Raw genomic sequence first — 15,457 nt, forward strand, 5'->3', positions numbered from 1 at the left:
ATGGAGTAAAATATTACAAATAGCTTTTCAGACTATTCAGAGAGAAAAAAAACCCGAAATTTTTATAACTGGAATTCAAGGAGGAGTAATTCCTAAGTATCCTGTTAATATTGGTCTTGAAGGTTCTCAACTAAAACAATTAGCTTTTATTTTGGGAGTTTATCCCGATGCAATTATTTGCACAATCAGTCCACATGACGAGATCGATTTTATCAAAAAAACTATTTCAGTAACCACTTCGTATGTAGACGGGCAGCTCCTTTTCTATTCTTTGTCACCCTATACCTATAAAAAGCTTAACAATATTATTGATAAAAGTACGATGTATAGACTTTCTGATGATGAATATGAAGAATGCAGGAAAAGAATGGAAAAAGAATTAGAGAAGCCTGTATTAAACATAAAAGATGAAAATAATTATTCATCAGTACTTGAATTAATCCAAAACAATTTTTCAAATGCAACAGTTAATTGACAAGATTACCAGAAATAATTTAACGCCTATTTCTGAAGACTTTTCTTATAGTATGGATGAAAAGTATTTTAATGAGCAGTACGGCTATCAAAAAATTCCTGTAGTTATTAGGAATGCATATCAACACTGGAAAATTAAGGAGAAATGGACATTGCCATATTTGATCTTAAAATTACCTGGTAAAGAAAGTTTTGACAGTTATGATAAAAAATTAAGCCTGGAAGAATATCTAAAAAATGACTTCATCAATAAATTATATTACAAGACTCAATGTCATTCATCTAATGAATTATCTGATGATTATGATATTCCTGATGAATTAAGATGTTGGTATAAAAACTATCGTAAACCACCCAAATTATTTTTATCGTGGCTATATGTTGGAAAACAAAATACTTTTTCAGATCTCCATCAGGATCTTTGGGATACCAGTGCATGGAATTATCTGATAAAAGGAAGGAAACTTTGGTTTTTTTTCCCAAAATCATTAAATTCCATTATAAAAGCTGATATAGATTCTTATAAAATTCAAAACATAATTGATAATATTCTTAATAATAAAGATCCAAAACTTCAGCCATTATATTGCATTCAAAATGAAGGTGATCTGGTGTATACACCCTCTGGCTATTATCATGCTGTTGTAAATTTAGACCTGACCATCTCATTAACTGAAAACTTTATTAATAAAACAAATTATGATGTAGTATATGATAATTTTAAAAAGAACTTTGATAGTAGTACAAAATCCTTATTAGAAATTATAGAATATCATTTAAAATTAGAAAAAAATGGAAAAGCTAGCCAAGATAGAAAAAACAATTGAAGTGGTAAAAGTTGATAATAAAGAAATAACAATTATTAACAACTTTCTGGATTCAGATGAAATCAATGCTTTTTACGAATATGTTTCAGATCTTTCTTTCGTAAAAAAGGAAAAAGATGATGAATATGATGAGTATCCAATCTTTAGTGTTGATTTTATTCCTGAAGAATTTATTAATGATACTTTTATCGGAATAAAAATCAAAGAATATTTACAAAGTATAAACATGTTTGATCAGTTCTTGTTATATCGTTCCTCTATTAATATGTCTCACTATGGAGATGTTGAATTTCCTCATTATGATTGTCCAATAGATCGAAAAGATATTACTGTACTGTTGTATGTAAATAATAAATGGGATTACAAATGGGGAGGTGAAACCTTATTTTACGAAAGTCATGATTCAAAAGCAGCCGTATTGCCAAAGCCTGGCAGATTAGTTATATTTCCCGGAAATATAGAACATTTGGGAGGTGTTCCCACAAGAATCTGTAAAGCTTCAAGATTTAGTTTAGCCTTAAAATTTGCATATATAAAATGATTATTAAAGAAAAAGTAATAAACGTACTAGAAGAAATTTTCAAAGAAGATAATATCTCGCATATTTTTCCTGAAGACGGAACACTGGACGATAAACTACAAATGTTGATTTCCGAATCACTTATCGCTCTTCAGATAACATGTTCGCTGGAGGATGAATTTGAAATAGAATTTGAAGATGATGAGGTAGATTATGATTTTTTCTCAAGTATTGATTCAATAGTAGAAACGGTTCAAAAGCATATTAAATAATGTATCTATCAAGAATTATATTTTTTCTGATTATTTGCAGTAGTAATATTTTACTGTCTCAAAACTTTTCTCTGGACGGAAAGGTTCTGGATTCTATATCCCGTAATCCTATGCAAAAGTCTGATATTACGTTATCTTTGGCAAAAGATTCCACCAAAATATATAAAACGACGTCCCGCGAAAATGGAAGTTTTTCTTTTGATAACATTCCACAAGGAATTTATTATTTTCAGCTTCATTCCGGAAATGTAAAATCTTTGGATCTGATTAATATCAACCAGTCTATTAAAAAAGATTTTTACATAAGTAATATACAAACAGAAAATATAAAAGAAATTTTACTGATAAAGGAAAAACCTCTTATTGATCAAAAACCTGATAAAACAGTTATTACTATTGATAAAAGTATTTATGATACAGGTAGAAATTCATACGATTTATTGAATAAGCTGCCGGAGGTCTATGCAGATCCCTTGGGAAATATAAACTTTAGAGGTGATCAGGGCGTGAGTATTTATATTGATGGTAGGAAAATTAATATCCCTTCAAGCCAGATTAAAGGATATCTGAAATCAATCCCTTCAGAAAGCATTAATTCTTACGAAATAATATCAACTCCCGGGTCAGAATACGACGCTCAGGGTACTAATGCTATTATTAATATTGTCACAAAAAAGAATATCGAATATGGATTTTCCGGAAGTCTGAATGCAAGTCTTCTGCAAACCAGATATACAACTACCAATCTGGGAGGAACTTTGAACTACAGGAAAAATAAATGGAATTTTTCTACAGTACTCAACTATGATAATAATGTATTTTACAGTAAAACCAAATCTGAAAGACAATATAAACAAGAGAATAGATTCCTGAATCAAGATTATTATTATAAGGAAAAATATGATAATTATGCATTGACAGTGGGAGCTGAATATGATATCAATAAAAACTCTAAGATTGGGGCAAAATATCAATTGAACTATACAGACTGGAATGTTAATTCTAATTCATCATTACAGATGGATTCAGTAACGCTGACTCATAATAATAAAAAAGAGTTTATTAATAATCAAAATGTTAATGTATATTATAAATTGAAATTAGACTCATCCAAATCCAGTTTAACTCTTAATTATGATTTTTTAAACTATAACAATCCCTCAAATTCTTATTATATCAATTCTACTCAGAATTCTACTCCGTTTGAAATGTATTATATTGATAATCCGATAAAAATCAATATAAATACTTTCTCAGCTGATTTTAATAAGCAGTTTGAACATTTCGTATGGCAGTCGGGAGCAAAACTGAGTTTTATAAAAACAGATAATAACAATATTTATTTTCAAAAACAAAATAATCAGGATATCATAGACAACACCAGATCTAATCATTTTAATTATCAGGAGGATATACAGGCTATTTATTCTAATATTATCTATTCTTTTGAAAAGGATTGGACTGCCAAACTTGGTTTAAGAGCAGAGAATACAATATACAAAGGAGTTTCCAATGAAGATGGGTTTAAGCGAAGCAGATTTGATGTTTTTCCTTCTTTCTTTCTTAGAAAAAAATTGAATAATAAACAGGTTTTGAATCTATCTTATGTCTTAAGGATTCAAAGACCAGCATATGAATTTTTGAATCCATTTATTGATTATCAGGATCCTTATTCAATAAAAACAGGAAATACAAACCTAAAACCAGCCTTCTCAAATCTTGTAGAACTAAAATATATCAAAAGTTCAAAATATAGCTTAACGCTCAGTTACAAGAATACAAAAAATTTGATAGGACAAATTTATACCACTCAGGATAATTTGGTGTATGCAACTACTTATGATAATATCAGTACTGAAAACATATATACACTTTCATCGAATATTCCTCTAAAATTTGCGAGCTGGTGGGAGACCAATATTTATTCTTATATCAATTATAAATCTGTAGTTTTTTCTGAGGGGGAAAATAAAGGCAGATATGCTTTAGCTTCCTTTTTTGTCAGAAATTCTAACACATTTAATTTACCCGATGACTATTCGTTGGAATTAAGTGGTTTTTATAAAGGGAACAGCCTGTTCTATATTTATAAATCTAAACCCCAGTATAGTGTAGATTTATCTTTCAAGAAAAGCTGGAAAAACATGTCACTATCAGCCGAGCTTACAGATGTCTTTAATTCATTGGATTCAAGAGTTATTACCGATAATGCTACCATCCATCAATATTCCAGAACGAAATACCCTACAAGAGTCTTTTCTGTAGGCTTCTCTTATAACTTTGCTAAAGGGAAAAAAGAGGCGACAAAATATGATGACGATGAGAAAAATTCAGATGAAAAAGACCGCATAGAACGATGATTGTTTAGCTTTAGATAAATTAATAATGACATATTTTTTCAAGTATATCATCCAGTATTGGAGACTCGGATTAATAATTATATTCCTTTTATTAACGACTAGTATTGCTTCCTTAGCGACTCCATACGCTTTGAAAATTATCATTGACGATATATTTCCTAAAGGCAATTTTTCGGATTTGGTAAAAGTACTGATGGCACTGGTTGGTATCTATATTATTAGAATATTTTCTTCCCTTTTATCAGAAATTTTTTATACAAAATTAGGAGAAAGCATTTCAAGGGATATTCGGGTAGAAATGTTTAGAAGTTTACTTTTGAAACCAATCTCTTTTTTCAATAATCTGAAAATCGGGGACGTAGTTTTTACCTTGATTGAAGACGTTGATAATGTACAGAGGTCCCTTTCGAATTTAGTGCTGGTCTTGATGAGTAATATTTTTACCTTTATTGGTATTGTGGTAATGCTGTTTTATCTGAATACTGAATTGGCGGTATATAGCATACTTTTTATTCCCGCATTATTGCTTTTATTAAAAAAGTTTACTCCGCTTGTTAAAAAGAGTTTCAAAGAAGCAAGAGATCTGGAAAGTAGTATTCAAAATTATTTTATTGTCATCATCAAAAATATACGAGTAGTGAAGTCTTATAATACCATTCAGTATGAGATTAAAAAATTATCCGGTATTCATGAAAAATTTATTGATAAAGTAATGACCTATAGTCGGTATAAATCTATCAACAGTAACTCTTCTACGTTTATTATTGCACTAGCACCAATATTGGTTCTTATTGTGGGAGGACATAAAGTCTTTGAAAAAGAAATGACATTAGGTGTGCTTATTGCCTTTATTCAATATCTTAACAGGATTTTTGCTCCTAGTACTACAATAGTCAACAGTTATAACCAGCTTGTAAGTTCCTCAATTTCGGCTGAGAAAATTCAGGTTTTCTTTGACGATCTGAAATTAGGGTTAGGGAATATCTCTGAAAACTATCCTGTTAAGGATATAGAGATTCAACATATATACCTTAAAAATATATCATTAGTCATTAATAATAAAGTTATCCTTAAAGACCTTACTTTACAATTTGAAAACGGAAAAACCTACTCAATTCTTGGGCCGAGTGGAAGCGGTAAAAGTTCAATTATTAATCTTCTTACCAGGCTTATAGAGCCTACATCAGGAGAAATACTAGTGAACGGATTAAACTTGAATCAAATCTCAGACTGGAACTCTTACTTTGCTTTGATAGAAAGAGATAACCAGATATTTAATGAGTCTGTATCCGATAACATCAAATATGGAACAAAAGAAGAAAATAAAGATATTGATTTAGCATTATCATTATCTCATTTAAATGATATCATCACTGAAATGTCCCAAGGAAAAGATACAATATTATCACATACCGGAAACTCTCTGTCAGATGGCCAGAAGCAACGTATTTCAATAGCAAGAGCGATATATAGATCTCCCAAGATTTTTATTTTTGATGAAGCAACCTCATCCTTAGATATTGCTTTAGAAAAAAAGATAATTGATAATATTAGGAATCATCATCCTGATAGTATCATCATTATTGTTTCCCACAGAAAAGAAACGACCATACTATCTGATTATATTATTCATTTATGAGTTTGAGTAATTTAATGACTTTTATGTATTATATTAAGCGTTTGTTTAAAAAAGCCATAAAAGATAATTAAACCTTAGTTAACAGTCGTCTTTTCCAGATGCCGTTGCAGAATGGAGGTTCGTAGACAATACGACTTTAGAAATTTATAGTATAATTACATAAAAAACACATACAATCTCATAGTTTTAAAGAACATATCTTATTTTCAATTTTGTACAGAGCTGCATGTAACATTGTGTTTTTTTATTATCATTTTTTCCGTATCTTGAACATATGCAAGAGGATCTTAAGAAAGAATTTTCATCAATGGTCTCTAAACCTAGCTGGGTAATCACCTGGCTTATGAATATTTTCGGAGGAGCAGTATTGTTGATTATGTTTATAACACTTGCTGTGTTCCCTTTTTTAGTCTCCGGGAGTATAAAGGTATTTGTTGTAGTTACTATATTGTATTATCCTGCTTGGGCTGTAGGTATGTATCAGTTTTTCCATTATGTAAAAAAGAATATGGCTATAGCAATAAAAAAAATTATAGTAGATGATAAAGGGATTCATTTTTATAAAAAAGATGGAGGCATAGATGAAATTCTTTACAGCCAGTTGGGACTGTCCCGCCTTTCAGATGATTATGAGGTATACATCTCACAACGACGCAAAAGCTGGATGCTTGCTGTAGGAATAGATCGTAGTGAAACTAAGGTGGCGTTTGACGGGACACACCTTGGAAGTATCTATTACATAAAAAATGCAAGAGCTCTTCGGGCCAGATTTGTTGAAGGAATTGCTCATTTCAGACCCGATTTGAGAATAGACCCATTGGTTTTTGAAGAATTTAGTATTCATCCAGAAAAGTTTACATTTGATGGGAAAAGATATATGAAACACATTATAGAGATTGCTGTCACAGTAAGTGTTTTATTATTGATAAGTGTCTTAATACTCATTGTTATAAAGATAGTGTGATAGAAGGAAAACCGTAAAATGTCTCTGTTTTTCCTGAACAAGTATCATAATAACACCGCTCAGAATATTTAATTTTACCCATTATTAAAAGCCTCTGCAATGAGCGTGAAAATATTAAATATTCCAGATGTGGCTAGTTAAAGATTACTCCTCTGAAAAGTGATGATTTTTACATCATAGATTTTGAGACACAGAATAATATTAGACTAAAATCTGAACCCGTAACCATCGATTTTTTTTTCCTCTGCCCATCTTCCGCAAAAAAAGGACTCTCCCCCAAAGTATTCAGAAATCAATGAAACCTTAACCATTTTTAAGTTGAAAATCAGATAAAAAGTGAATATTTATTAAAAATTATTTAATTTGGTTTAAAAATTAATTCAAAAACAGATGGTGGAAGATTTTATTTATTATTTAGGGCTGGTCCTCGTAATTATTGGGGCAATTATGCTTGCCAACCGTTTAAAAGTGGCTTACCCAATCATATTGGTTATTGCAGGCTTGATCATCAGTTTTATTCCTGGCTTGCCAGTCATAAAAATTGATCCGGAGCTTATCTTTATTATATTCCTTCCCCCTCTTCTGTATGAAGGTGCCTTTGCAGTATCGTGGAAGGAAATATGGAAGCTGAGGCGTATCATCACCAGTTTTGCTTTTATTGTAGTGTTCCTTACAGCAATATCTGTGGCTTTTATAGCCAATACATACATTCCAGGATTTTCATTGGCGTTAGGTTTTGTATTGGGAGGCATTGTATCTCCACCTGATGCGGTGAGTGCAGGAGCTATTTTAAAATTTGTAAAAGTTTCCAGAAATGTTTCTACCGTTTTGGAAGGAGAAAGTTTGTTCAATGATGCATCCTCGCTTATCATCTTTAGATTTGCAATGGTTGCTGTGGCAACAGGGCAGTTTATTTGGCAGGATGCAGTTGCAAGTTTTGGATGGATGGTATTTGGAGGCTTAGGCATAGGATTGCTGTTAGCTTTTGTTTTTTTGAAAATTGAAAAAATATTTCCTACAGATGTTAATATGGATACTATACTCAGTCTGGCAGCTCCCTATGTCATGTATATTGCCGCTGAAGAAGTTCATTCTTCAGGAGTTTTGGCGGTTGTAAGCGGTGGATTATTTCTTTCTGTGAGAAGACATGAGATTTTCAGGACCTCAGAATCCAGACTAAGAGGTTCCAATGTATGGGAAAGCTTTGTGTTTCTTATTAATGGAATTGTGTTTTTGCTGATCGGGCTGGATCTGCCGGAAATTATGATAGGACTGGATAAAGAAGGAATCAGTTTATCAGATGCAGTAAGTTATGGACTATTAATAACAGCTGTACTGATCATTGTACGTTTTCTCGCTTCCTTTGGAGCCGTTTTTACGACCCTGATCATGCGGAATTTTATTAATGTGGCAGACAGAGATCCGGGAATGAAAGCACCGATACTGATGAGCTGGACAGGAATGCGCGGAGTGGTTTCTCTGGCTGCAGCATTGTCTATTCCTGTTGTAATGGAAAATGGACAGCCTTTTCCGCATCGTGACCTTATTCTCTTTATTACTTTTGTAGTGATTTTAGTGACCTTGATTCTCCAGGGACTTACTTTACCGGCATTGATCAAGAAACTTAACTTATCAGATTCCGGAGGAGGATATATGTCTGAAGAGGAATCAGAACATTTCTTACGAAAAGAAATGCGTCGTGTTACCTTTAAGTATCTGGATGAAAATTATAAAGAAAGAAGAAGTGAAAACGAGTATTTCAACAGACTAATGGACCGATGGGAGCAGGAAGACAAAGAAGATTCTGTACACAAACTCTCAGATGAAGCCAAAGAAATCTATTTTGAAACCCTCGAACAGCAGCGTATCTGGCTTCGCGAAGAAAACAGACGTAACCCGAATATTGACGAAGAATACATAAGACATTATTTAACAAGACTGGATCTGGAGGAGGAAAGACTTAGAATGTAAAAAGAAAGCAATGAATTTAGTAAAACAGCTCGGGCAGTTTCCCGATGAAAAAAGAAAAGAATATTTCAATACACTTCCCAATTATAGTAATGGGAAATTTCAAAATATATTGACGACTCCTCCTTTATTAGAAGGCGAAAGTATGACAAAAGCACTTCTTCACAGTTTGTGTAAAGTGGAAAATACATCTCCCAGATTGCCGCTTCCGTCTGTAATAACGGATCTGAAAAATCTTCAACCCGAAGAAAATATCCTGGTATGGTTTGGGCACAGTTCCTATTTCATACAGATGGATGGTAAGAAATTTCTGATAGATCCAGTTTTCAGTGGAAATGCTTCTCCCATGCCAGGTTTCATCAAGGCTTTTCAGGGAGCAGATTATTATAAACCGGAACATATGCCGGATATAGATTTTCTGCTTATTTCACATGATCACTGGGATCACCTGGATTATAAAACCGTGTTGGCTTTAAAAGATAAAATAGGTAAAGTGATTTGTGGATTGGGAACCGGCCAGCACTTTGAGTATTGGGGTTGGAGTCCTGATGAAATTATAGAAAAAAACTGGTGGGAAACTATTGATATAGCAGATGGTTTTAGAATTACGCTGACTCCCGCCAGACATTTTTCCGGGAGATTACTGAACAGAAATATCTCCCTCTGGACTTCTTTTGTATTAAAAACACCTACGAAAAATCTGTTTTTAGGTGGTGACAGTGGTTATGGAAATCATTTTAGCAAAATAGGAGAACAATATGGTCCGTTTGACTTAGCTATAATGGAAAACGGGCAGTATAATGAAAAATGGCCATACATTCATACATTGCCGGAACAGCTGATCACGGAAATAAAAGAATTAAAAGCCAGAAATTTTATTCCTGTGCATAACTCAAAATTCAAACTGGCACAACATCCATGGTATGAACCTTTGGAACTGACCTCAAAATATGCAGAAGAAAACAACGTCCCCGTTACTCTTCCAATGATCGGAGAAAAAGTAGACCTCAATCAGTTGGGCGCCATTACCTGGAAAAAATGGTGGCAGGAATATATTTGATAAATACATTGATCCTGAAACCCACTGTTCAAAAAAAACTTTTTAATTAATTACTCTTATAAAATAGAAACCTGCCCAAATTTGGGCAGGTTTCTATTTTATATCAAACAATAAGCACTACAAAGGCTCATTATGGTTAACCTTTGTGTGGATGATGTCATAAAATGCACCAGGATTATTAACAGCATCAGGAGTAATCCTGTAAGTGAACGTAGTTTCGTTCAGGACCAGAATATCTACAACGCGGGTGAATGTAGGTGTGGTAAGCGTTCTCTTTTTGCCATCCGGAGAAATGGACCATGTTCCTTCAGATCTTAAAATATCATTTAATCCAAAAATTTTGAAAGTTCCGTTAGCTTTAAAATAAGAATAGCCTACATATCCGGCTACATTAGCATCACTTAATGCCACATTATTTCCACTTTTATCCTTCGCACCAGTTGTTTCCCAAGGAGTAGAAGCTAATGTAAGCTGTCCGTTAGTGGGCTCTGCATGGGACGTCTTTGTATGGATAATGTCATAATAGATAGACGGGTCGGAAGAGTTAGGACGGATTCTGTAGGTGAATTCATTCCTGTTTAAAACAAGAATCTCAACATCACGCGTAAAAATAGTAGTTCCATCCGGATTCAATGAAGCTATAGTTCTTGTTTTTCCCTGAGGATCCACAGACCATGTACCTCTTGATCTAAGTACATCATTCAGCCCGTAAATAACAAAATTTCCATCAGCTTTAAAGTAAGCAAAACCTACATATCCAGCGACGCTGGTATCAGTTAGTGCCACACTATTTCCATTTTTATCTTTAGCTCCTGTAGTTTCCCATGGAGTAGAAGACAGAACCTGTGAGGGAGTCTGCTGCTCAATTACAATCTCGTTGTCATCATTTGAACATGAAGCAAATGATGCTGACAAAAGTATTACTGCAGACAGATAACATAGTTTTTTCATTGTATTCATAAGGGTATTTTTAAGTATTTACAAACTTATTTCTAATAAACATCAAACACTTGTATGAAATATCTCTTTTGTTGTAGAAAACATAACAGATATCTTATTTTGTTTTTTAACATGATATTTTAATGTTTCAGAATCTTATGAGGAATTAGTTTTTTAGAGATATATCAGGTATTTAAGGTGAAAAATGTAGTAATAAGTATTTCCTGCAATAAAAATTATATTTTTGAGTATGAATAACAGAAACCGTGGAAAAAATACAGGAGATGATACTTTATTTGCTTCAGAAAAGCAGATTAATAAGTTGAAGCTGGCTGTTCAGGATATGTTGTATCTGCTGACAAGAGACTACCCGGAAAAAGCAGCATCTGATCTTGTGGGAAACCGATACAGATTAAAAACAAGACAATTACAAGCTTTAAGAGGAGCCTCGGCCTCAGAGATACAGATCCGGAATCGGAAATTAAAACAGTTAGAACCTTCAGCTTTAAATGGAAAAACAATATTTCTTGATGGATTCAATGTTCTTATTCTGCTGGAGAGTTTGCTTTCTGGTGCTTATATTTTTGAAGGAATGGATGGCTGTTTCCGTGACCTTTCCGGAGTTCATGGGACCTATAAAAGAGTAAATCAGACTTCAGGGGCCATTGAGCTTACAGCTTCCTTTTTTAAAAAAAATAATATTCATAAAATCGTATGGGTTTTTGACCAGCCTGTTTCCAATAGCGGAAGAATAAAACAGATTCTTCTTGAATTTGCAGATCAAAATAAACTTAATTGGGAAGCCGAACTACAGTACAATCCGGATAAATTTCTGGCGGAAAGCCCAGAGGTTGTAGTTTCCTCGGATGCCTGGATTCTGGACCATTGTAAAGAATGGTTTAACCTTATCAAAGAAGAAAATCTTTCTGTGAACCTGATCAAAACGCAGTAAAATATGAATATGTTTGAACAATATATCCCACTGATTTCAGAAGAGTGGAAAAGTAAATATCGGCCCATTTTAGAAAAACAACATTTGAAAAATCTGGACGAAAACATTCGGAAGTTTAAAGAAAATACCTTAGAATGGGATCTCCCATACTTTAATGAAGAAGTAAAAATCAACAGACAGATAAGCTTTGAAAAATTTATTCTTATCCTTGACAGCTTTGATTCTGATGAGGTAAAAACAGCACAGCTGGAAACAATTCCGTTCGAACATTGGCTGAATATTTTAGGGCAGAGGCTTACCTCAGCAAGCATCCGGGATGAAAGTGCGGTTCCTCCTTTGAAAAGTACGTTAATCAATGCCTGCGAAGAATATTTTAACAGTGAGATTACGATTGCACAGAGAGCCTGGGAAAAACATACCGGCAGAATGGATGATGTCTTTTGGGGAGAGATCAAAGGAAATAATAAAGAAAAACAGAAAAAAGTAATGGCAAAAATTGATGAAATTTTAGGCAATGCAACCTGGTGGAATGTTTTCTTTCATTACAAACACGAACTGGTTTTTGAAGTCAGGGAAAAAGAAGGCCATGGAATCCGCTGGAGCCATGGCGGAACAAAGCTGATAGGTTTTCTGGAAAAATTCATCAACGAATAAAAACAAATCGTAAAAATCCATAGTTTAGATTATCCCATCCCTTTCCTTTAGAGGGATTCTCGCTCTTCCGGCCTTGAAATTAAAAAGAATCTCATATTTTTCAAATCTAAGTGTGTGTTATCCGTTTCAACTTTCTTATTTAAAGTGACTTAAGTATTGGGTCTTCTTGAGCCGTTGTGGTTACAGAAAGTTTAAAAGCTTCATTTTATACTGCCTATAGATAAACGATTTTTAAAAAATTACCTTTTCTTTTTTCTACGTAAAAAGATTGCGCACTATGCCTGTAATTTTGCTGATATAAAAATGGAAACGTTAGCTCAAAGGAAGAATTCTGGCCCTCAAGTCAGAGGTTGAGGTTCAAATCCCGCTTATCTTCCAATAAAAAACAGTAAAAGAAATAGTTTAATCTGGAAAAACTTATTCATACAGAGTGCATTATCGGTTCGATCCCGGTTTTCTTTTACTTTAAAAAATAATGTTATGCTTAAAAAGTTATTAATTTTTTTCAAAATTATTGATGAAGTTCAGATCCCTGTCCCTATAAAAAGAGGAGCAGCCCGAAAACCGATGCACATGTCGGAGAAAAAGATGCCTGAGGTCATAGTGCCTGCCGGTATTGTGCCTATAAAAAGAGCAATCGTCAGAAAAAGGGAGAAAATTGAAGATTTCAAAGAGTACACAGAAAACTATATGGAATATTGTCTTGAGAAAACCAGCAATCAGCATATGATGAAAGTATCCTCTTACAAAGTGATCAATCGCAATGAGAGTACCGAAACGGTTTTTATTCAGAATGATGCTTTTATCACCCACAACGAGCATAAAATGATTCGTATAGAGAGCCCGTATTTTGTAAAATATATTCAGCAGGAATATAATCCGATAACCCAATTAAATGAAAATGCATACGACTAATTCCATAAAAAGATATAAAATATTCTCCGAAGAAGATGCGCGAGAAATAGTTACCGATGAGTATTCGTCGATAGAGATCTATGCTAAAAACATGACTTTGGGTTTCACAGAAATAGAAGGTAACCTTTTAGTACGTGGAGAGGGCTGCCGCTTTCCGGATCTTGTGAATATTAAAGGGAATCTATCCGTAGATGCTGCAAACTGTTCGCTTCCCAGTCTTAAAAGTGTAGGTGGCAGTTTGGCAATGCATAGTTCGGCAGTTCTGGACAGACTGGAAACAGTAAAAGGAAATTTTAAATGCATTGTCAACTTTGGATTTAAAAATTTAATAAAAATTGGAGGAGGAATTGAATTAAAGAATGCAGAAGTATATTCAGCCAATAAAAAACTGGTCGGGACAAAGAAGGTGTTGACAGTCAACCATCAGTATCAGGCTGATTTTCTGCCCAAAGATGGAGTTTTTAATATAGATGTCTTTGCCGATGATATTACCTTTCCGCATCAGGAAATTCATGGTAAGATTAATATTTATGGTAAAAATGTTTCTTTTCCTAACCTTGAATTTATTCATGGACGGTTTAAAATTGAGTGTCGTGATAAGGCCGGGGCTCATTTCAAACATGATTTTCCGGTCCTGAAAAAAATGATTGGAAATCTGAAGATTGATAATGTCAAAGTTTCCTTTCCTGAGCTGCAGGAAATAGTTGGTAATATTGAAATAAATAAAGGCTCTTATACAGAATTTCCATTGTTGGAGAAATCAGGTAGTGTTTTTATCAGACAAAATTCAGAGGCGAAGTTTCCGGTTTTGAGGATTGTAAATGGTGATCTTCATAACTATGGTTTGGAGACCTGCTCGATGACAAAGCTGGAGATGGTAAAAAGATCATTTTTTACCAACCGTATCCTTGCAGAAAACATTCTGGAAGTGGGCAATCTGGTGATGAGTAAATACTGTGAATTTAATAAGTTAAAAAGGATTAACAGCAGTGTGGTCTGTAATGAAAGGTTTAATTTCAAATCTTTAGAATATATTGGCTGTCTGACGAATGAGAGTCAAAAAGAATCAAAGCTTCCTTCAATAAAAAAGATCGGTCATTATTTGTATGATGAAAAAAATGGTTTTGAGGATTTTGCGGAACAGATTTATTTTAAAGTGAAGGAAAACCTGTACATCACAAAAGATTACTTTTATATTTCACAAATACTTCCTAATATTATTTCCAGTCATTCTCTTCATCCGCTGCACAAGCTGGTTTCTATTTTAAAATTAAGACACAAGAGTTTTCAAAACTTTATAACCCGTGATTATGAAAGGGAATGGACGAATTATACTTCGCCTAATTTTTTGAAAATCCTAAATATTATTGAGGAAATATGGAATACCGTAACTCCAATTACTTATGAGGAATTTTTCACCCATTATGACAGAAATTTCAGGCTTTTATGCTTCAGTTATTTCGGTGTGGGAGCATTAATGGAAAAACTGGAAGCAAAGAAGATCAACCAGGAGAATATTCTGGTCAATTATTTTGAATATGATAAAAATGGCAATAAAATATCGCTGCGCAGAACCAATCATTACGAAGTATATAAAGTGGAAAATGAGAAATTTAAACTCTTTTTCTGGGGGACAGAAAAGTATTCCTATGCAGTGAAATGCTGGTGCCCTTCTACTTCGGAAGAACATTGGCTATGGATAGAACCACAGTACAAAGATAATGCTCTAACGGCAATAGCATCTACATTCAGAATTCACGAGAACATTATTCCCCACATAACGTGTCTGAAAAGACAGGGCGATCTTATAATTTGTGAGCTGGAAAAAGAAGTTATACCGAAAGGAAATGTAAGACCTTTAACTTCTGAAGAATATTTTGATCTTCTTGAAGCAGAATCATAATGTAAATAAC

14 protein-coding genes are annotated in these 15,457 nt (G+C 33.4%); 13 read left to right on the plus strand and 1 reads right to left on the minus strand.

The window, feature by feature from the left end; all coding sequences use genetic code 11:
• Positions 1-151: 151 nt before the first annotated feature.
• The 9 genes from LF887_RS03490 (at position 152) to LF887_RS03530 (ending at position 10,084) form a co-directional block, all read left to right on the plus strand.
• Positions 152-475: a hypothetical protein gene (locus LF887_RS03490; protein ID WP_236857433.1), complete on the plus strand. Its 324-nt coding sequence runs from the start codon at positions 152-154 to the stop codon at positions 473-475.
• On the plus strand, positions 459-1,301 hold the full coding sequence (locus LF887_RS03495) for a cupin-like domain-containing protein (RefSeq protein WP_236857434.1): 843 nt from the start codon (positions 459-461) through the stop codon (positions 1,299-1,301). The genes LF887_RS03490 and LF887_RS03495 overlap by 17 nt, the downstream gene beginning before the upstream one ends.
• Positions 1,267-1,842: a 2OG-Fe(II) oxygenase gene (locus LF887_RS03500; RefSeq protein WP_236857435.1), complete on the plus strand. Its 576-nt coding sequence runs from the start codon at positions 1,267-1,269 to the stop codon at positions 1,840-1,842. Before LF887_RS03495 ends, LF887_RS03500 begins: the two co-directional genes overlap by 35 nt.
• A complete protein-coding gene (locus LF887_RS03505) occupies positions 1,839-2,093 on the plus strand; it encodes a hypothetical protein (protein WP_236857436.1) in 255 nt (84 codons plus the stop codon). Before LF887_RS03500 ends, LF887_RS03505 begins: the two co-directional genes overlap by 4 nt.
• Positions 2,093-4,453, plus strand: a complete 2,361-nt coding sequence (locus LF887_RS03510; protein WP_236857437.1) for an outer membrane beta-barrel family protein — start codon at positions 2,093-2,095, stop codon at positions 4,451-4,453. The genes LF887_RS03505 and LF887_RS03510 overlap by 1 nt, the downstream gene beginning before the upstream one ends.
• Positions 4,454-4,478: 25 nt before the next feature.
• Positions 4,479-6,092, plus strand: a complete 1,614-nt coding sequence (locus tag LF887_RS03515) for an ABC transporter ATP-binding protein (protein ID WP_236857438.1) — start codon at positions 4,479-4,481, stop codon at positions 6,090-6,092.
• Between the two features lie 274 nt (positions 6,093-6,366).
• Positions 6,367-7,056 carry a hypothetical protein gene (locus tag LF887_RS03520; RefSeq protein ID WP_236857439.1) on the plus strand — a complete coding sequence of 230 codons (690 nt, stop codon included), beginning with the start codon at positions 6,367-6,369 and terminating at the stop codon, positions 7,054-7,056.
• Positions 7,057-7,446: 390 nt separating this feature from the next.
• On the plus strand, positions 7,447-9,027 hold the full coding sequence (locus tag LF887_RS03525) for a Na+/H+ antiporter (protein ID WP_236857440.1): 1,581 nt from the start codon (positions 7,447-7,449) through the stop codon (positions 9,025-9,027).
• A 10-nt stretch (positions 9,028-9,037) separates the two neighbouring features.
• Entirely contained in the window at positions 9,038-10,084 is a 1,047-nt protein-coding gene (locus LF887_RS03530; RefSeq protein ID WP_236857441.1) for an MBL fold metallo-hydrolase, read from the plus strand.
• Between the two features lie 117 nt (positions 10,085-10,201).
• Here the strand turns inward: LF887_RS03530 and LF887_RS03535 are convergent, their stop codons facing one another.
• The gene (locus tag LF887_RS03535) at positions 10,202-11,044 is read right to left on the minus strand and encodes a DUF4822 domain-containing protein (protein ID WP_236857442.1); all 843 of its coding nucleotides are present in this window, start codon (positions 11,042-11,044) and stop codon (positions 10,202-10,204) included.
• Positions 11,045-11,273: 229 nt separating this feature from the next.
• On the opposite strand from LF887_RS03535, the gene LF887_RS03540 reads away from it, so the two are divergent.
• From LF887_RS03540 to LF887_RS03555, 4 genes are all read left to right on the plus strand, one after another.
• Complete coding sequence (locus LF887_RS03540) at positions 11,274-11,975, plus strand: DUF434 domain-containing protein (protein WP_236857443.1); 702 nt, start codon at positions 11,274-11,276, stop codon at positions 11,973-11,975.
• A gap of 3 nt (positions 11,976-11,978) precedes the next feature.
• A complete protein-coding gene (locus LF887_RS03545; protein ID WP_236857444.1) occupies positions 11,979-12,629 on the plus strand; it encodes a hypothetical protein in 651 nt (216 codons plus the stop codon).
• A 480-nt stretch (positions 12,630-13,109) separates the two neighbouring features.
• Positions 13,110-13,544, plus strand: a complete 435-nt coding sequence (locus LF887_RS03550) for a hypothetical protein (protein WP_236857445.1) — start codon at positions 13,110-13,112, stop codon at positions 13,542-13,544.
• On the plus strand, positions 13,531-15,447 hold the full coding sequence (locus tag LF887_RS03555) for a hypothetical protein (protein ID WP_236857446.1): 1,917 nt from the start codon (positions 13,531-13,533) through the stop codon (positions 15,445-15,447). Before LF887_RS03550 ends, LF887_RS03555 begins: the two co-directional genes overlap by 14 nt.
• Positions 15,448-15,457 lie beyond the last annotated feature (10 nt).

The organism is Chryseobacterium sp. MEBOG06 (assembly GCF_021869765.1).
GTDB lineage: Bacteria > Bacteroidota > Bacteroidia > Flavobacteriales > Weeksellaceae > Chryseobacterium.